The 18,229-nt window shown below is 70.0% G+C and carries 16 protein-coding genes; all 16 read left to right on the forward strand.

Annotation, left to right across the window (positions count from 1 at the left end):
• Position 1 precedes the first annotated feature (1 nt).
• The 16 genes from pyrR (at position 2) to HQ325_RS21040 (ending at position 18,229) form a co-directional block, all read left to right on the forward strand.
• Positions 2-577, forward strand: a complete 576-nt coding sequence (gene pyrR, locus HQ325_RS20965; protein WP_204867541.1) for a bifunctional pyr operon transcriptional regulator/uracil phosphoribosyltransferase PyrR — start codon at positions 2-4, stop codon at positions 575-577.
• Positions 574-1,533 carry an aspartate carbamoyltransferase catalytic subunit gene (locus HQ325_RS20970; RefSeq protein ID WP_308014612.1) on the forward strand — a complete coding sequence of 320 codons (960 nt, stop codon included), beginning with the start codon at positions 574-576 and terminating at the stop codon, positions 1,531-1,533. The genes pyrR and HQ325_RS20970 overlap by 4 nt, the downstream gene beginning before the upstream one ends.
• Complete coding sequence (locus HQ325_RS20975) at positions 1,530-2,846, forward strand: dihydroorotase (RefSeq protein ID WP_222632232.1); 1,317 nt, start codon at positions 1,530-1,532, stop codon at positions 2,844-2,846. The genes HQ325_RS20970 and HQ325_RS20975 overlap by 4 nt, the downstream gene beginning before the upstream one ends.
• The gene (locus HQ325_RS20980) at positions 2,847-3,350 is read left to right on the forward strand and encodes a hypothetical protein (RefSeq protein WP_027505258.1); all 504 of its coding nucleotides are present in this window, start codon (positions 2,847-2,849) and stop codon (positions 3,348-3,350) included.
• Positions 3,347-4,501 carry a glutamine-hydrolyzing carbamoyl-phosphate synthase small subunit gene (gene carA, locus HQ325_RS20985; RefSeq protein ID WP_222632234.1) on the forward strand — a complete coding sequence of 385 codons (1,155 nt, stop codon included), beginning with the start codon at positions 3,347-3,349 and terminating at the stop codon, positions 4,499-4,501. The genes HQ325_RS20980 and carA overlap by 4 nt, the downstream gene beginning before the upstream one ends.
• A complete protein-coding gene (carB, locus tag HQ325_RS20990; RefSeq protein ID WP_222632236.1) occupies positions 4,501-7,905 on the forward strand; it encodes a carbamoyl-phosphate synthase large subunit in 3,405 nt (1,134 codons plus the stop codon). The genes carA and carB overlap by 1 nt, the downstream gene beginning before the upstream one ends.
• The gene (gene pyrF / locus HQ325_RS20995) at positions 7,902-8,744 is read left to right on the forward strand and encodes an orotidine-5'-phosphate decarboxylase (RefSeq protein ID WP_308014610.1); all 843 of its coding nucleotides are present in this window, start codon (positions 7,902-7,904) and stop codon (positions 8,742-8,744) included. Before carB ends, pyrF begins: the two co-directional genes overlap by 4 nt.
• A gap of 192 nt (positions 8,745-8,936) precedes the next feature.
• Positions 8,937-9,257: an integration host factor, actinobacterial type gene (gene mihF / locus HQ325_RS21000; RefSeq protein ID WP_027505261.1), complete on the forward strand. Its 321-nt coding sequence runs from the start codon at positions 8,937-8,939 to the stop codon at positions 9,255-9,257.
• 73 nt (positions 9,258-9,330) lie between these two features.
• Positions 9,331-9,900, forward strand: coding sequence for a guanylate kinase (gene gmk / locus HQ325_RS21005; protein ID WP_056445214.1), 570 nt, complete (start codon positions 9,331-9,333; stop codon positions 9,898-9,900).
• 64 nt (positions 9,901-9,964) lie between these two features.
• Positions 9,965-10,270, forward strand: coding sequence for a DNA-directed RNA polymerase subunit omega (gene rpoZ, locus HQ325_RS21010; RefSeq protein WP_027505263.1), 306 nt, complete (start codon positions 9,965-9,967; stop codon positions 10,268-10,270).
• On the forward strand, positions 10,267-11,577 hold the full coding sequence (gene coaBC / locus HQ325_RS21015) for a bifunctional phosphopantothenoylcysteine decarboxylase/phosphopantothenate--cysteine ligase CoaBC (protein WP_222632238.1): 1,311 nt from the start codon (positions 10,267-10,269) through the stop codon (positions 11,575-11,577). Before rpoZ ends, coaBC begins: the two co-directional genes overlap by 4 nt.
• 105 nt (positions 11,578-11,682) lie before the next feature.
• Positions 11,683-12,897 (forward strand): methionine adenosyltransferase, encoded by a 1,215-nt coding sequence (gene metK, locus HQ325_RS21020; protein ID WP_222632240.1) that lies wholly within the window; start codon positions 11,683-11,685, stop codon positions 12,895-12,897.
• A gap of 110 nt (positions 12,898-13,007) precedes the next feature.
• Positions 13,008-14,975 carry a primosomal protein N' gene (locus HQ325_RS21025; RefSeq protein WP_222632665.1) on the forward strand — a complete coding sequence of 656 codons (1,968 nt, stop codon included), beginning with the start codon at positions 13,008-13,010 and terminating at the stop codon, positions 14,973-14,975.
• Positions 14,976-14,980: 5 nt separating this feature from the next.
• Entirely contained in the window at positions 14,981-15,904 is a 924-nt protein-coding gene (fmt, locus tag HQ325_RS21030) for a methionyl-tRNA formyltransferase (protein WP_222632242.1), read from the forward strand.
• 122 nt (positions 15,905-16,026) lie between these two features.
• Complete coding sequence (locus HQ325_RS21035; RefSeq protein ID WP_308014608.1) at positions 16,027-17,457, forward strand: transcription antitermination factor NusB; 1,431 nt, start codon at positions 16,027-16,029, stop codon at positions 17,455-17,457.
• 46 nt (positions 17,458-17,503) lie between these two features.
• Entirely contained in the window at positions 17,504-18,229 is a 726-nt protein-coding gene (locus tag HQ325_RS21040; RefSeq protein WP_222632246.1) for an SGNH/GDSL hydrolase family protein, read from the forward strand.

Below are 18,229 nucleotides of genomic sequence, written 5' to 3' on the forward strand. Positions count from 1 at the left end.
CGTGTCCTCAGACGAGCCCGGTACCCCCGGTTCAGCAGGCCAGTCCCGCGAGCTGTTGTCGTCCGCGGACGTCGGCCGCACCATCGCGCGGATGGCCCACCAGATCATCGAGAAGACCGCGTTCGGCTCGGCCGACGCCGCCCCGTTGGTTCTCGTGGGAATCCCCACTCGCGGTTCCACTCTCGCCACTCGCCTCGCGGCGCGGATCGAGGAGTACTCCGGCCTCCGACCGCCGGTGGGGTCTCTGGACATCACGCTCTACCGCGACGATCTGCGCAGCAAGCCCCATCGTGCGCTCGAGCGCACGTCGATGCCCGACACCGGCGTGGACGGCGCTCTCGTCGTGATCGTGGACGACGTGCTGTTCTCCGGCCGATCGGTGCGCGCCGCGCTCGACGCTCTCCGCGACCTCGGGCGTCCGCGGGCCGTGCAGCTCGCGGTGCTCATCGACCGCGGCCACCGCGAACTCCCGCTCCGCGCGGACTACGTGGGCAAGAACGTGCCGACCGCGCGCACCGAGGACGTCTCGGTCCTGCTGGACGAGCACGACGGTCGTGACGGGGTGGAGCTCTCGTGAGCACCCGGCACCTGCTGTCGACGATGGACCTGAGCCGCGACGACGCGACGGACATCCTGGACGAGGCGGAACGCTTCGAGCAGGCGCTGCTCGGTCGCGACGTGCGCAAGCTGCCCACTCTGCGCGGCAAGACGGTCATGACCGTCTTCTACGAGAACTCGACGCGCACCCGGGTGTCGTTCGAGGTCGCGGGCAAGTGGATGAGCGCGGACGTCATCAACGTCAGCGCGAGCAGCTCGTCCGCGTCGAAGGGCGAGTCGCTGCGCGACACCGCTCTCACACTGCGAGCCGCCGGCGCGGACGCCCTGATCGTGCGGCACCCCGCGTCCGGTGCGGCGCACCGCATCGCTCAGTGGACGGCCCTGCCCGACGGATCGGGTCCGGCCGTGATCAACGCCGGCGACGGCACGCACGAGCATCCCACCCAGGCTCTGCTCGACGCGCTCACGTTGCGCCAGCGTCTCGGCGGAATCGAGGGCCGCCGCATCGCCATCGTCGGTGACGTCCTGCACAGCCGCGTCGCCCGGTCGAATGCGTTCCTGCTGGCCACCCTCGGTGCCGAGGTCGTGGTCGTCGCGCCGCGCACTCTGCTGCCGGTCGGTATCGAGACCTGGCCCGTCACCGTGGCACCGTCGCTCGACTCCGAGCTGCCGGCGCTCGACGCCGTCATGATGCTGCGCGTCCAGGCCGAACGCATGAACGGCGGCTTCTTCCCGTCGGCGCGGGAGTACTCCATCGGATACGGGTTGTCGCAGAAGCGATTCGATCTGCTTCCCGATCACGCGGTGGTGCTGCACCCCGGTCCGATGCTGCGCGGCATGGAGATCGGCTTCTCGGTCGCCGATGCACCCGAGACCGCCGTCCTGCAACAAGTCCAGAATGGAGTGCACGTGCGTATGGCAGTGCTGTTCCGCCTGCTCATCGGGTCTGATCCGACACCGGGACTCGCGCGATGAGCGGGACCGTGGTGCTGCGCTCGGTGCGCCCCTACGGCGAGGGCGATCCTGTGGACGTGGTGGTCTCCGACGGAGTCGTCGAGGCGATCGGCGCGGATGCCACCGTTCCCGAGGGTGCCGAGATCGTGGAGGGTGCCGGCGGCGTTCTGTTGCCCGGCTTCGTCGATCTGCACACCCATGTCCGGGAGCCGGGCCGCGAGGACACCGAGACCATCGAGACCGGTTCCGCCGCAGCTGCTCTCGGCGGATACACGGCCATCTTCGCCATGGCCAACACCTCGCCGGTCGCGGATTCCGTGGTGGTCACCGACCACGTGTGGCGTCGCGGCCAGGAGGTCGGGCTGGTCGACGTCCATCCCGTCGGCGCCGTCACGGTGGGCCTGCAGGGCAAGGCCCTGGCGGAGATGGCCACCATGAACGCCGGTGTCGGCGCGGTCCGGATGTTCTCGGACGACGGTCACTGCGTCGCCGACCCGCTGTTGATGCGCCGCGCCCTCGAGTACTCGGCCGGTCTGGGAGTGCTCATCGCCCAGCACGCCGAGGAGCCGCGGCTCACCGAAGGTGCCGTCGCACACGAGGGTCCGACCGCAGCGCGCCTGGGTCTCACCGGATGGCCCCGGTCCGCGGAGGAGTCCATCGTCGCCCGCGACGCGATCCTGGCGCGGGACGCGCGCAGCCGCGTCCACATCTGCCACGCCTCCACCGCCGGCACCGTCGAGCTCCTCGACTGGGCGAAGAAGCAGGGCATCGCCATCACGGCCGAGGTGACACCGCACCATCTGTTCCTGGACGACTCGCGTCTCGAGACCTACGACGCCGTGAACAAGGTGAACCCGCCGTTGCGGGAGGCCTCCGACGTCCAGGCGCTCCGCGCGGCTCTGGCCTCGGGTGTCGTGGACTGCGTGGCCACCGATCACGCGCCGCACGCCGAGCAGGACAAGTGCTGCGAGTTCTCGCAGGCCCGACCCGGCATGCTCGGCCTCGAGACCGCCCTGTCGGTGATCGTCACGACCATGGTGGAGACCGGTCTGCTCGACTGGCGCGGCGTCGCACGGGTCATGAGCGAGCGCCCGGCCGAGATCGTCGGGCTCACCGACCAGGGTCGGCCCATCGCGGTCGGAGAGCCAGCCAACCTGACGATCGTCGACCCGGACGTCCGGTGGACCGTCATCCCGAAGGATCTGGCCTCGCTGTCCGCCAACACCCCGTACGAGTCGCTCGAGCTGCCCGCGAAGGTCACCGCGACGCTGCTGCGCGGACGGCTCACCAGCCGCGACGGAATCGCGGCAGCGCCATCGGAAGGGATGAACTAGATGGACAGAGTGCTGTTGGTGGTCGGCTTCCTCGTGTTCTGGGTCGCCATGATCGGCCTGATCATCTGGGGCTGGAAGAACCGTCAGAAGCGTCAGGCCGACGCGATCGGAACCCTCCCGGCCGTGCCGGAGCAGCTCGGCGCCGTCGTCACCCCGGCCTGCACCGGTCTGTACGTGGGATCGACGTTGGCCCCGAGCTGGCAGAACCGGATCGCCGTGGGCGACATGGGCCATCGCGCCACCGGAACGCTGACGCGCTACGAGACGGGCATCCTGCTCGAGCGCACGGGCGAGTCCGACATCTGGATGCCCGCCGACTCGCTCCGCGCCGTGCGAACCGAGCGTGGCCTCGCCGGCAAGGTCATGACCAGGGACGGCCTGCTGGTCGTCCGCTGGGAACTGCCCACCGGCACCGAGATCGACACCGGCTTCCGAGCCGACGACAAGACGGTCTACCCGCAGTGGGTGGACGACACGAGCAGTGACGAGAAGGAGACCGCGTGAGCACCCAGGACGCCGCGGCACTGGTCCTCGAGGACGGGCGCATCTTCCGTGGCACCGCGTTCGGAGCTCGGGGTTCGACCCTGGGCGAGGCTGTGTTCTGCACCGGCATGACCGGCTACCAGGAGACGCTGACCGATCCGAGCTACCACCGTCAGATCGTGGTGGCCACGGCCCCCCAGATCGGCAACACCGGCTGGAACGGTGAGGACAACGAGTCCGTCGGTCGCACCGGCGACGCCGACGACTCCCGGATGTGGGTCGCCGGGTTCGCTGTGCGCGACCCCAGCCGCCGCAGCTCGAGCTGGCGCTCGACCGGCACCCTGGGCGAGGAGATGGAGCGGCAGGACGTCGTCGGCATCGCCGAGATCGACACCCGCGCGCTGGTGCGCCACCTGCGCACCCGCGGGTCGATGAAGGCGGGCATCTTCTCCGGTGAGGCCCTCACCGACGTCGACGCGCTGATCGAGACCGTGCGCAGTCAGCCGAGCATGGTGGGTGCGGATCTGGCGGGCGAGGTGAGCACGACCGAGGGTTACACGGTCGACCCCGAGGGCGAGCCCCGGTACTCGGTCGTCGCGGTCGACCTCGGTATCAAGTCGAACACGCCGCGCATGTTCGCGCAGCGGGGAATCCGGGTCCACGTGGTCCCGGCGAACGCCGACATCGACCAGGTGCGGGCACTCGGCGCGGACGGCGTGTTCCTGTCCAACGGACCGGGCGACCCGGCCACCGCGGACTCCGTGGTGCGGCTGACCGAGCAGGTGCTCGGCGACGGCACCCCGCTGTTCGGCATCTGCTTCGGCAACCAGATCCTCGGCCGCGCACTCGGCCGCTCCACCTACAAGATGACCTTCGGTCACCGTGGCATGAACATCCCGGTGATCGAACACGGCACGGGCCGCATCTCCATCACGGCCCAGAACCACGGGTTCGCGCTCGAGGGCGAGGCCGGCGAGGAGTTCGACACCCCGTTCGGCCGGGCGATCGTCAGCCACACGTGCGCGAACGACGGCACCGTCGAAGGTGTCCGCCTGCTCGACGACTCGGCGTTCTCGGTGCAGTACCACCCCGAGGCCGCGGCCGGTCCGCACGACGCCGAGTACCTCTTCGACCGTTTCCTGCAGCTCCTCGACAAGAAAGCCGGCCAGTAATGCCACGGCGCACAGACCTCCAGCACATCCTGGTCATCGGATCCGGACCGATCGTCATCGGTCAGGCCTGCGAGTTCGACTACTCCGGAACGCAGGCCTGCCGGGTGCTCCGCGAGGAGGGCCTGCGGGTCAGCCTCGTGAACTCGAACCCGGCGACGATCATGACGGACCCCGAGTTCGCGGACTCCACCTACGTCGAGCCCATCACGGCGGAGTTCGTCGAGAAGGTCATCGCGAAGGAGAAGGCCGAGGGCCATCCGATCGACGCGGTGCTCGCCACCCTCGGCGGCCAGACGGCGCTCAACTGCGCGGTGGCTCTGCACGAGCAGGGGATCCTCGAGAAGTACGACGTCGAGCTCATCGGAGCCGACTTCGAGGCCATCCAGCGCGGTGAGGATCGCCAGAAGTTCAAGGACATCGTCGCGAAGGTCGGCGGCGAGAGCGCCCGGTCGCGGGTCTGCTACACGATGGCCGAGGTGCACGACACCGTCGCCGAACTCGGCCTGCCCGTCGTCATCCGGCCCAGCTTCACCATGGGCGGGCTCGGCTCCGGCATGGCGTACACGACCGAGGATCTCGAGCGTCTCGCCGGCGGCGGACTCGCTGCGTCGCCGTCCGCGAACGTGCTCATCGAGGAGTCCATCCACGGGTGGAAGGAGTACGAGCTCGAGCTGATGCGCGACAACCGCGACAACGTGGTGATCGTGTGCTCCATCGAGAACGTCGACCCGATGGGCGTGCACACGGGCGACTCCATGACGGTCGCTCCGGCGATGACGCTCACGGACCGCGAATACCAGAAGATGCGCGATCTGGGCATCGCCATTCTGCGCGAGGTCGGTGTCGACACCGGCGGATGCAATATCCAGTTCGCGATCGATCCGAAGGACGGTCGTCTGATCGTCATCGAGATGAACCCGCGCGTCTCGCGGTCGAGTGCACTCGCCTCGAAGGCGACGGGGTTCCCGATCGCCAAGATCGCGGCGAAGCTCGCGGTGGGCTACAGCCTCGACGAGATCGTCAACGACATCACGGGCGAGACGCCGGCCTGTTTCGAGCCGACGTTGGACTACGTCGTCGTCAAGGCCCCGCGCTTCGCCTTCGAGAAGTTCCCCGGAGCCGACGCCACTCTGACGACCACGATGAAGTCGGTCGGCGAGGCGATGAGCCTGGGCCGCAACTTCACCGAGGCGCTCGGCAAGGTGCTGCGGTCGCTCGAGACCAAGGCCGCCGGGTTCTGGACCACGTCGGACGAGGTGCTGGCGGGGGAGCGGGCGCACGATCTGCAGGCGGTGCTCGCCGACCTGAAGGTCCCCACCGAGGGACGCATCTACGACGCCGAGTTGGCACTGCGCCTCGGCGGCACCGTCGAGGAGGTCGCCGCCGCGTCCGGTATCGACCCGTGGTTCATCGACGAGATCGCCGGTCTGGTGGAATTGCGGACCCGGCTGCTCGACGCTCCGGTTCTCGACGAGGACCTCCTGCGCCGGGCGAAGCACTCGGGCCTGTCCGATCGGCAGATCGCGGCACTGCGTCCCGAGCTCGCGGGGGAGGACGGGGTGCGCTCGCTGCGCCACCGGCTGGGAGTGCGGCCCGTGTTCAAGACCGTCGACACGTGCGCCGCGGAGTTCGAGGCGAAGACGCCGTACCACTACTCCACCTACGAGCTCGATCCCGGCGCGGAGACCGAGGTGGCCCCGCAGACGACGCTCGGCAAGGTGCTCATCCTGGGCTCCGGTCCCAACCGCATCGGCCAGGGCATCGAGTTCGACTACTCGTGCGTGCACGCGGCCACGACGCTCTCGGCCGCCGGCTACGAGACCGTGATGGTGAACTGCAACCCCGAGACCGTCTCCACCGACTACGACACGGCGGATCGTCTGTACTTCGAGCCGCTCACGTTCGAGGACGTGCTCGAGGTGTATCTGGCGGAGAAGGAGTCGGGCGAGGGTGGACCCGGTGTCGTCGGTGTCCTCTGCCAGCTCGGTGGGCAGACGCCGCTCGGTCTCGCGCAGCGACTGCAGGACGCCGGTGTGCCGATCGTCGGCACGTCGCCCGAGGCGATCGACCTGGCGGAGGACCGCAAGGAGTTCGGTGAGGTGCTCGTCGCCGCCGGTCTCCCCGCGCCGAAGTTCGGCACGGCCACCACGTTCGACGGCGCGAAGCGCATCGCGAGCGAGATCGGCTACCCCGTGCTCGTGCGTCCGTCGTACGTGCTGGGCGGACGCGGCATGGAGATCGTCTACGACGAGGCGTCGCTGGACGACTACATCTCCCGCGCCACCGAGCTCACGCCGGAGCACCCCGTGCTGGTGGACCGGTTCCTCGAGGACGCGATCGAGATCGACGTCGACGCCCTGTGCGACGGCACCGAGGTCTACCTCGGCGGCGTCATGGAACACATCGAGGAGGCCGGCATCCACTCCGGCGACTCCGCGTGCGCGCTGCCCCCGATCACGCTCGGCCGCACCGACATCGACGCGGTCCGCCGATCGACGGAGGCGCTCGCGTTCGGGATCGGGGTCCGCGGGCTGCTCAACGTGCAGTACGCCCTCAAGGACGACGTGCTCTACGTGCTCGAGGCCAACCCTCGTGCGAGCCGCACGGTGCCCTTCGTCTCCAAGGCCACGGCGGTGCCGCTCGCGAAGGCCGCGGCCCGGATCGCTCTGGGCGCGACCATCGCGGAGTTGCGGGCGGACGGCGTGTTGCCGCCCACCGGTGACGGCGGGCACGCTGCCTTCGATGCACCGGTCGCGGTCAAGGAGGCCGTGCTGCCCTTCAACCGGTTCCGCAAGGCGGACGGCAGTGGCGTCGACACCCTCCTGAGCCCCGAGATGAAGTCGACCGGCGAGGTCATGGGAATCGACGCGGACTTCGGTACCGCGTTCGCGAAGAGCCAGACCGCCGCGTACGGCTCGCTGCCGACGACGGGGTCGATCTTCGTGTCCATCGCGAACCGCGACAAGCGGTCGATGGTGTTCCCGGTCAAGCGGCTCGCCGATCTCGGCTTCCGCATCCTCGCGACCGAGGGAACGGCGGAGATGCTGCGCCGCAACGGCATCAGCAGCGACGTGGTGCGCAAGCACTCCGACGTGCTCGAGGACGGTGAGCGGACCATCGTGGACCTGATCCGCGAAGGGGAGGTCGACATGGTGTTCAACACACCGTTCGGCAACTCCGGCCCGCGCGTCGACGGGTACGAGATCCGTAGCGCCGCGGTGGCGCGCAACATCCCGTGCATCACCACCGTGCAGGGTGCCGCGGCCGCGGTGCAGGGGATCGAGGCGAGCATCCGCGGCGACATCGGAGTGCAGTCGCTCCAGGATCTGCACAGCTCGCTCACGACGTACCTGCGAGCGGGCACCGGTCCGACGGCCACGACCGAACCGGTCACCCCTCGGTGACGGGTGGTCCGGAGGCCGGCGTCTGGCGCGGGACGCTGACCGCGGCCGTCCGGTCTCGGGGACGCCTGTGTGTGGGCATCGATCCGCACGCGGCGATCCTCGCGTCGTGGGGCCTCGACGACACCGTGGCGGGCCTCGACCGCTTCGCTGGGCTCTGCGTCGAGGCGTTCGCGTCGGACATCGCGGTGGTCAAGCCGCAGGTGGCGTTCTTCGAGCGTTTCGGGTCCGGGGGACTCGCCGTGCTCGAGCGCACCATCGCCGACCTGCGCTCCGCGGGGGTGCTCGTCGTCGCGGACGCGAAGCGGGGGGACATCGGCTCCACGTCCGAGGCGTACGCCCGGGCGTGGCTGGACCCGTCCTCACCACTCGCCTCGGACGCCGTCACGGTCTCGCCCTACCTCGGGGTGGGTGCGCTGGCGCCGTTCGTCGAGCAGGCGACTGAGCACGGTTGCGGCCTGTTCGTCCTCGCACGCACGTCGAATCCCGAGGGCGCGATGTTGCAACAGGCGGTCACCTCCACTGGTGCGAGCGTCGCGCAGGACGTGGTCGACGAGGCCGCGGCGGTCAATCTGCAGGCGAACGACGACGTCATGGGTCTCGTGGTGGGTGCGACACGCGGACACGGTCTCGATCTGCGGACGTTCTCGGGGCCGATCCTCGCGCCCGGACTCGGCGCCCAGGGTGCCACCGCGCAGGACCTGCCGTCCCTGTTCGAGGGCTCGTCAGAGTTGTTGCTGCCCAACTCTTCCCGCGACGTCTTGCGGCACGGTCCGGACGTGGCCGCTCTGCGGCAGGCGGCGATCGTCGCTCGCGACACCGTCGAGCACGCCCTCGCATAGACCACCATCGAGGCGACACGACGGCGGGGGGCAAGTTCGCAATCGGCGCCCTGCCCGGGTACGGTCGCTATCGCCGCTGGTCAATCCGGTGGCAGTGACTGGATGTACCAGAACGGACGGCTCGCGCACATCGCGTGACGCGGGTACGGAATGCACTTCTCGACAAAGATTCACCGATGAGACGGAGGAACCGTGGCCCTTCCCCAGTTGACCGATGAGCAGCGCGCTGCTGCCTTGGAGAAGGCGGCACAAGCTCGTCGTGTCCGGGCTGAGCTCAAGGAACGCCTCAAGCGGGGCGGAACGGACCTCAAGCAGGTCCTCAAGGACGCCGAAGAGGACGAGATCCTCGGCAAGATGAAGGTGTCCGCACTGCTCGAGGCTCTGCCCAAGGTCGGCAAGGTCAAGGCGCAGGAGATCATGACCGAGCTGGAGATCGCACCCACCCGCCGTCTGCGCGGACTGGGCGATCGTCAGCGCAAGGCGCTTCTCGCCAGGTTCGACTTCGAGGCCTGACAGCGACGTGTCGACCGACAACGAGTCGACGGCAGTGTCGAGCGAGGACTCCTCGCTCAGGAAGGGCCGGCTGGTGGTACTGGCCGGCCCTTCCGCCGTCGGTAAGTCCAGTGTGGTCGCGAAGGTGCGTCAGCAACTTCCCGATCTGTATTTCAGCGTGTCGGCGACGACGCGCGATCCCCGCCCCGGCGAGGTGCACGGACAGGACTACCGGTTCGTGGACGCCGCGGAGTTCGATCGCATGATCGAGGCGGGTGATCTGCTCGAATGGGCGGAGATCCACCGCGGCCTGCACCGTAGCGGTACGCCCGCCGAGCCCGTGCGTCGCGCGCTCGCTGCCGGTGAACCGGTTCTCCTCGAGGTGGACCTGCAGGGTGCGCGCGCAGTCCGTGCCGCCGCCCCGGAGGCTCTGCTCGTGTTTCTCGCGCCGCCGTCGTGGGACGTGCTGGTGGGTCGACTCACCGGCCGCGGCACCGAACCGCAGGACGTCATCGAGCGTCGGCTCGAGACCGCGCGCGAGGAATTGGCGGCCTCCGACGAGTTCGACACGGTCATCGTGAACGACGATGTCGACCGAGCGTGCGCGGAGTTGGTATCCTTGTTGGTCGGTGGCGTCCCGAACGGTGAGTTCGGGACCGCGTGACCGCACAGGTAACACCAGTTTTCTCTTCCGAGGCATCCGCCCCGGTGAATCTTCAGGAGCATTTGTGAGTAGTCCCTTGGCGAACGTGTCCGATTCCTTCTCCCGCATCGACGTGGCGACGTACGACACCCCGCTGGGCATCACCAACCCGCCCATCGACGAGCTGCTGGACCGGACGTCGTCGAAGTACGCGCTGGTCATCTACGCCGCCAAGCGCGCGCGTCAGATCAACGACTACTACAACCAGCTCGGTGACGGCATCCTCGAGTACGTCGGCCCCCTCGTCGAGCCGGGTCTGCAGGAGAAGCCGCTGTCCATCGCCATGCGCGAGATCCACGCCGACCTTCTCGAGCACGTCGAAGGCGAGTGAGTTCCCTGTCTCCCTCGGACACAACGGGGCGGCGTCACGTCGTGGTCGGTGTCGGGGGAGGGATCGCTGCGTACAAGGCGTGCGGGCTGATCCGCCACTTCACCGAGGCGGGTGACGACGTCCGCGTCGTCCCCACCGAGTCCGCGTTGCAGTTCGTCGGTCGGGCCACCTTCGAGGCGCTGTCGGGGAACCCGGTGCACACCGGAGTGTTCGCCGACGTGCCTGAGGTACCGCATGTCCGCCTCGGTCAGAACGCCGACCTCGTCGTCGTCGCCCCGGCCACGGCGGACCTGCTGTCACGGGCTGCTGCCGGACGCGCCGACGACCTGTTGACGGCGACGTTGCTCACCGCGCGGTGCCCGGTCGTGTTCGCGCCGGCCATGCACACCGAGATGTGGGACCACCCCGCGACCGTCGAGAACGTCGCGACGTTGCGCCGCCGCGGTGTCACGGTCATCGAGCCGGCCTCGGGTCGGCTCACCGGCAAGGACACCGGAGCGGGCCGTCTGCCCGAGCCGGACGAGATCGCCGGCATCGCCGAGCTGCTGCTCGAACGACCCGATGCGCTGCCTCGTGACCTCGAGGGGCGGCGCGTCGTCGTCTCCGCCGGCGGCACGCGCGAGCCGTTGGACCCGGTGCGGTTCCTCGGCAACCGCAGTTCCGGCAAGCAGGGTTACGCGCTCGCGCGGGTCGCCGCCCAGCGCGGTGCCGACGTGCTGCTGATCTCCGGCTACACCAGCGACCTGTCCACTCCTGCCGGTGTCCGCGTCGAGACGGTCCGCACCGCCGAGGACATGCGCACCGCGGTCACGGCCGCCGCCGTCGGTGCCGACGCCGTGATCATGGCCGCCGCCGTCGCCGATTTCAGGCCGACGACGCTCGCCACCAGCAAGATCAAAAAGGGTGCCGACGAGCCGGACACCATCCCGCTCACGCGCAACGCCGACATCCTGGCGGGGCTCGTGGCCGCACGCGATGCCGGTGACCTGGCCGCCGACGCCGCGATCGTCGGCTTCGCGGCCGAGACCGGCGACCAGCACGGCGACGTGCTGACGCACGCCCGCGCCAAGCTGGAACGCAAGAAGTGCGACCTCCTGGTTGTGAATGCGGTCGGTGAGGGTAAAGCATTCGAGATGGACGACAACGACGGCTGGATCCTGTCCGCGGACGGGACCGAGCTGGCGCTCGAACACGGATCGAAGGCGCTCATGTCGTCTCGTGTGATCGATGCGTTGGTGCCCCTGTTGCGCGTGCGTCAACCGTCACCGACGTCGCAGGAGTGTACGAGCGCCGACGACTCGCGGTGACCCGCAGTACTCGAGACGTCGGTGGCTCCGTCTATCGTCGACTGGCGTCTCGGGGAGCGGTTCGATCATGTCGACACATTCATGCGTGTACGAGAGGAAACATCTGTGAGCACGTCCGCCAGTCGGCTCTTCACCAGCGAGTCCGTCACCGAGGGTCATCCCGACAAGATCTGTGACGCCATCAGCGACTCCATCCTGGATGCGCTCCTGACCGACGATCCGCGCGCACGCGTCGCCGTCGAGACCCTGGTGACCACCGGGCAGGTTCACGTCGCCGGTGAGGTCAACACCACCGCGTACGCCGACATCCCGCACATCGTGCGCGAGAAGGTGCTCGAGATCGGCTACGACTCGTCGGCCAAGGGCTTCGACGGCAACTCCTGTGGGGTCAACGTCGCCATCGGCGCGCAGTCGCCCGAGATCGCCCAGGGTGTCGACAATTCGCACGAGTCCCGCGTCGAGGGTCTGACCGACGACGAGATCGACCGTCAGGGTGCCGGCGACCAGGGCCTGATGTTCGGCTACGCCATCAAGGACACGCCCGAGCTCATGCCGCTGCCGATCGCACTGGCGCACCGGCTGTCGCGTCGCCTCACCGAGGTGCGCAAGACCGAGGTGCTGCCGTACCTGCGTCCCGACGGCAAGACCCAGGTCACCATCGAGTACGAGGGCAACAAGGCCGTTCGCCTCGACACGGTCGTCATCTCCACGCAGCACGCGGCCGACATCGATCTCGACAACATGCTGACCCCGGACATCCGGACCCATGTCCTCGAGGCCGTACTGGCCGAGCTCGGGCACGACTCGCTCGACACCTCGTCGGTACGCCTGCTCGTCAACCCCACCGGCAAGTTCGTCCTCGGCGGGCCGATGGGCGACGCCGGCCTGACCGGTCGCAAGATCATCGTCGACACCTACGGCGGCTGGGCCCGCCACGGCGGCGGCGCGTTCTCGGGCAAGGATCCGTCGAAGGTCGACCGCAGCGCTGCGTACGCGATGCGGTGGGTGGCCAAGAACGTCGTGGCCGCGGACCTGGCGGAGCGCGTCGAGGTGCAGGTCGCCTACGCCATCGGCAAGGCCGCTCCCGTCGGTCTCTTCGTCGAGACGTTCGGATCCGAGAACGTGGATCCGCTGAAGATCCAGTCCGCCATCAACGACGTGTTCGACCTGCGTCCCGGCGCGATCATCCGCGATCTGGACCTGCTGCGTCCGATCTACGCGCCCACCGCGGCGTACGGCCACTTCGGGCGCACGGACATCGATCTGCCGTGGGAGAACACCGATCGCGCCGAGAAGTTGCGGTCCGCCGCAGGTCTGTGACGTCTCGCTCCACTTCGTGATCATCGTCTGAAAGGGGTCGGTCGGTGAGTGCCACCGCATCCGGTGTGCGCTCACCGGCCCCCACCAGGCCCATCGCCCGCGTGCTTCCCATGCTCCCGTTGTCCCACCTCGATCGTGATTTCGACTACGTCGTCCCCGCCGAACTCGATGACGTGGCGCAACCCGGCGTGCGTGTCCGCGTGCGCTTCGCCGGGCGTCTGGTCGACGGGTTCCTGCTCGCCCGCCTCGACACCAGCGACCACCCGGGAAAGCTCGGCTTCCTCGACAAGGTGGTCTCCGCCGAGCCGGTGCTCGGCCCCGAACTGCTCGGACTCGTCGACGCCGTCGCGACGCGCTACGCCGGCACCCGTCCGGACGTTCTTCGTCTCGCGATTCCACCCCGACACGCACGAGTGGAGAACGAATCCCTCGCCTCCGGTGTGCAGTCGATCCCCGTCCTTCGCCGCGACGAGTGGTCCGCGTACCGGCACGGCACCGAGTTCCTCGACGCGCTCGGCGGCGGTCGGGCGCCGCGGGCGGTCTGGCAGGCGTTGCCGGGGGAGGACTGGGCCGCCCGGCTCGCCGACCTGGCAGCCGTGGCCGTGTCGTCGGGACGGGGAGCCGTTCTCGTCGTCCCGGACCAGCGCGATCTCGATCGCGTGGACACGGCCTGCCGAGCCGTCCTCGACGACGACGCGGTGGTCGCGCTCGCCGCGGGACTCGGTCCCGCCGAACGCTACCGACGCTGGCTGGCTGCTGCGCGGGGCCGCGCTCGCGTCGTGATCGGCACGCGCAGCGCCGTGTTCGCCCCGGTGCACGACCCGGGACTGGTGGTCGTCTGGGACGACGGCGACGACTCGCTGTCGGAGCCGCGTGCGCCGTACCCCCACGCCCGTGAGGTCGCGTTGCTGCGTGCGCACCGAGCCGGGTGCGCCGCCGTGGTGGGCGGATTCTCCCGGACGGCGGAGGCGCAGGCTCTGGTCGAGACGGGGTGGGCGCACGATCTCGTGGCCACCCGTGACACCGTCCGTGGGCGCGTTCCACGGGTGACCGCTCTCGCGGACAGCGACCACGCGCTCGCCCGCGACCCCGGTGCGCGCGCGGCGCGACTCCCGGCCATCGCCTTCGCGGCGGCCCGAGCGTCGCTCACCGCCGGGCACCCCGTGCTGGTCCAGGTCCCGCGGCGCGGGTACGTGCCCTCCCTCGCCTGCTCCAAGTGCAGGACGCCCGCCCGGTGCCGACGGTGCCACGGACCCCTGGCGCTGCCGTCCGCGCCCGGCGCCGACGGCGCGGGCAGCCCCACGTGCAAGTGGTGCGGCACCGCCGACCCGTCGTACTCGTGCCCCACGTGCGGTTCACGAGCACTGCGCGCCGTCGTGGTCGGCGCGGGACGAACCGCCGAGGAGCTGGGCCGGGCGTTCAGCGGCGTCACCGTGCGACAGTCCGGCGGCACCTCGGTGCTCGACACGGTGCCGGCCGGCCCGGCCATCGTCGTGTCCACCGTGGGCGCCGAACCCGTCGCGGACGGCGGCTACGGTGCCGCGCTGCTGCTGGACGGGTGGGCGCTGCTGGGTCGAGCGGATCTGCGCGCCACCGAGCAGACCCTTCGCCGCTGGATGGCCGCCGCCACCCTCGTGCGCCCGTCGGCCGAGGGCGGTGAGGTGGTCGTGGTCGCCGATTCGGGACTGCCCACCGTGCAGGCATTGGTGCGGTGGGACCCCGTCGGACACGCGCGCACCGAACTCTCCGAACGCACCGAGGTCGGGTTTCCACCCGCGGTGCACATCGCCGCCGTGGACGGCACCACCGAATCGCTGCGCGCCCTGCTGGACTCGGCGCGGCTCCCGGACGACGCCGTCACGCTGGGACCCGTGGACCTGCCACCCGGCGAGCGGCTGCCGTTCGGCAGCGAGATCGACGCCGACTCGTCCGCGCCCGTCGAGCGGATGCTGGTCCGCGTCCCGCGATCGTCCGGTGCCGCCCTCTCCCGCGCACTCGGTGAGGCACGGGCCGTCGTGGGGGCGAAGAAGACCGCGTCGGCGCTGCGAATCCAGGTCGACCCGCTCCGCATAGGGTGAACGGCGTGCGCCTCGTCTTCGCCGGTACTCCCGACCCCGCTCTCCCGTCGCTGCGGCGACTGCTCGACTCCTCCCGTCACGAGGTGGTCGGTGTGCTCACCCGACCCGACACGGTGGCCGGTCGAGGGCGCAAGGTCGTGCGATCGCCCGTCGCGATGCTGGCCGACGAGCACGGCATCCCGGTGCTGCAGCCCGCGAAGCCGTCCGACCCCGAGGCGATGGCCGCGCTCCGCGAGCTGGAACCGGACTGTTGTCCCGTCGTCGCCTACGGCGCGCTGCTGCCGCAGCCGGTGCTCGACGTCCCGCGACACGGCTGGATCAATCTGCACTTCTCCCTGCTGCCGGCCTGGCGCGGGGCCGCGCCGGTGCAGGCCGCGATCGCCGCGGGTGACGAGGTCACCGGCGCGTCGACGTTCCTCCTCGAGCAGGGGCTGGACACCGGTCCGGTGTACGGCGTCGTGACCGAGAGGGTGCGCCCCACGGACACCGCCGGAGATCTGTTGACCCGGCTCGCGGACAGCGGGAGCCAGTTGCTCGCCTCCACCCTCGACGGGATCGACGACGGTGCACTGCAGGCGGTTCCGCAGTCGAGCGACGGCGTGTCACACGCGCCCAAGGTGACCGTGGAATCGGCCCGCATCGACTTCGGTCGCGCGGCGCACCTGATCGACCGGCACGTCCGGAGTGTGACACCGGCACCCGGAGCGTGGACCGAGATCGGCGACGTCCGCGTCAAGATCGGTCCGGTGACGATCACCGACGAGGAGCTCGAACCCGGGCTCGTCGAGGTACGGAAGAAGTCGGTCCTGGTGGGTACCGCGACGACGGCCGTGTCGCTCGGGCTCGTGCAGCCGCACGGAAAGAAGCAGATGGCAGCGACCGACTGGGCGCGCGGCGCCCGCGATGTGAACGGAGCGACTGCACGATGAGCGGTGAGCAGACACCAGGGTCCGGCGGTCCTCGTAAGCGTGGCGGGAAGGCCGGAGGCCGGCCGGATGGCGGGAAGGCCGGAGGCCGGCCGGATGGCGGGAAGGCCGGAGGCCGGCCGGGGGTGGCCGGGGGTTCGGGCAAGGCTGGTGGGCGCTCGGGGAATTCGCGCCCGAAGCAGCCGGGTCGCCCGAATCCGGCCGAGGCGGGGTTGGACCCCGCCCGGATCGCGGCACGGGACGTCCTGCGCGCGGTGCGGGAGCGTGACGCGTACGCGAACCTGGTGCTTCCGGGTCTGCTCCGGGACCGCCGGTTGAACGAGCGTGACGCGGCACTTGCGACCGAGTTGGCGTACGGCGCGGCCCGCGCACAGGGAGTGTTGGACGCGGTCGTCGAACACGCGGCCTCGCGTCCGGTATCGGACATCGACGGTCGACTGCTGGACGTCCTCCGGCTCGGTGCGTACCAGTTGCTGCGCACGCGGGTGGCCCCGCACGCGGCGGTGGCGACGTCGGTCGACCTGGTGCGCAGCGAGGCCGGGCAGGGGCAGGCAGGATTCGTCAACGCCGTGTTGCGCCGGGTCTCCGAGCGCACGGAAGCAGAGTGGGTCGCGTTGCTGGCTCCCGATGCGGAGCGAGACCCGGTGGGCCACTCGGCGTTCCGGCACGCGCATCCCGCCTGGATCGCACAGGCGTTCAACGATGCGTTGGGAGCGGACGCTGCGGAGCTGGACGAGGCGCTCGCCGCCGACGACGCCCGCCCGCTGGTGCACCTGGTGGCGCGGCCCGGCGAGATCTCGGCGGACGAGCTCGCGTCGATCACCGGCGGTGAGCCCGGACCGTGGTCGCCCTATGCGGTGCATCTGGACAGTGGCGGTGATCCGGGTCGTCTCGACGCCGTGCGTGAGGGGCTGGCCGGCGTCCAGGACGAGGGCAGTCAGCTGGTCGCTCGGGCTCTGACGCTCGCGGAGCTCGACGGGCCGGACGGAGGTCGGTGGCTGGATCTGTGCGCCGGTCCCGGCGGCAAGGCCGCGCTGCTCGGCGCCATCGCAGCGATCGACGGTGCACAGGTCGATGCCGTGGAACCGTCCGAACATCGGGCCGAGCTGGTGCGCAAGACGGTGCGCGATCTCCCGGTCACGGTGCACGCGGTGGACGGCCGCGCGAGCGGACTGGACGCCGGGTACGACCGCGTCCTGGTCGACGCGCCCTGCACGGGCCTGGGCGCACTCCGTCGTCGCCCCGAGGCGCGGTGGCGTCGTCAGGCGAGCGACGTGGCGGGTCTGGTGACGTTGCAACGCGAGTTGCTCGCCGCAGCAGTGGAGCTGGTGCGGCCGGGCGGAGTCGTCGTCTACTCGACGTGTTCGCCGCATCTGTCCGAGACGGTCGGCGTCGTGGCCGATGCGGTCCGACGTCACGGTCTGACCGCGCTCGACACCGCGACACTCGCCCCCGGCGTACCGCGGGCGGCCTCGGGAACGTCGGTGCAGCTGTGGCCGCACCGGCACGGAACGGACGCGATGTTCTTCGCCGCGCTGCGCAAGGATGCCTCCTGACCGCGCTCGTTACCGGTCGGCAACGACTCGCGGGTACAACAGGAACGTGACTCCGCGACTCCTTCGACACCGCGCGGCCGGGGCAGCGGTGGCCGCCCTCGCCTCGGTCGCGGTGCTGGGTGGCTGCTCGCTGTCCCCGTCGGTGACGGCAGGGACAGCCTCGGCGCGGACCGCCGACGCGGAGCGGGTGGTCGCGGCAGAGTCGGAGTGGAGCGCGGTCCGCGTGTCGGTGATCGGCGACTCGTTCTCCGCCGGCTCCATGAACGACGTGGTCTGGCCGGACGTCCTGGCAGAGGAACACGGATTCGAGGTGACCAACGCGAGCCTGGGCGGCGCCGGCTACGAGGCGGGCGACGACTATCTCGGCACTTTCGCGGACCAGGTCGCCTACGCCACCGAGGAGAACCCGACGGTCATCCTCGTGGTCGGCAGCGAGAACGACGTCGACGCGGATCCGGCGGAGGTGCTCGCCGACGCCACCGACCTGTACGCGTCGCTGCGCGAGCGCTCACCCGAGGCCCGCATCGTCGTCATCGGACCGATCTGGAGCGGGGAGCCGGTGAGCGAGGAGATGTGGGACGTGGACGCCGCGGTCTCCGCCGCCGCGGTGTCGGCCGGGCTGGACTACGTCGACGCGCTGCCGCAGGAGTGGCTGGCCGACCCGCTGATCATCCAGGACGACGGTGATCACCCGACCGACGAGGGTCAGTACCTCCTCGCCGGTCACATCGACGACGCTCTGATGCAGCTGGATCCGGACCTACTAGGCTGA

It is taken from the genome of Rhodococcus sp. BP-349 (assembly GCF_019835845.1).
Taxonomy (GTDB): Bacteria; Actinomycetota; Actinomycetes; order Mycobacteriales; family Mycobacteriaceae; genus Rhodococcoides.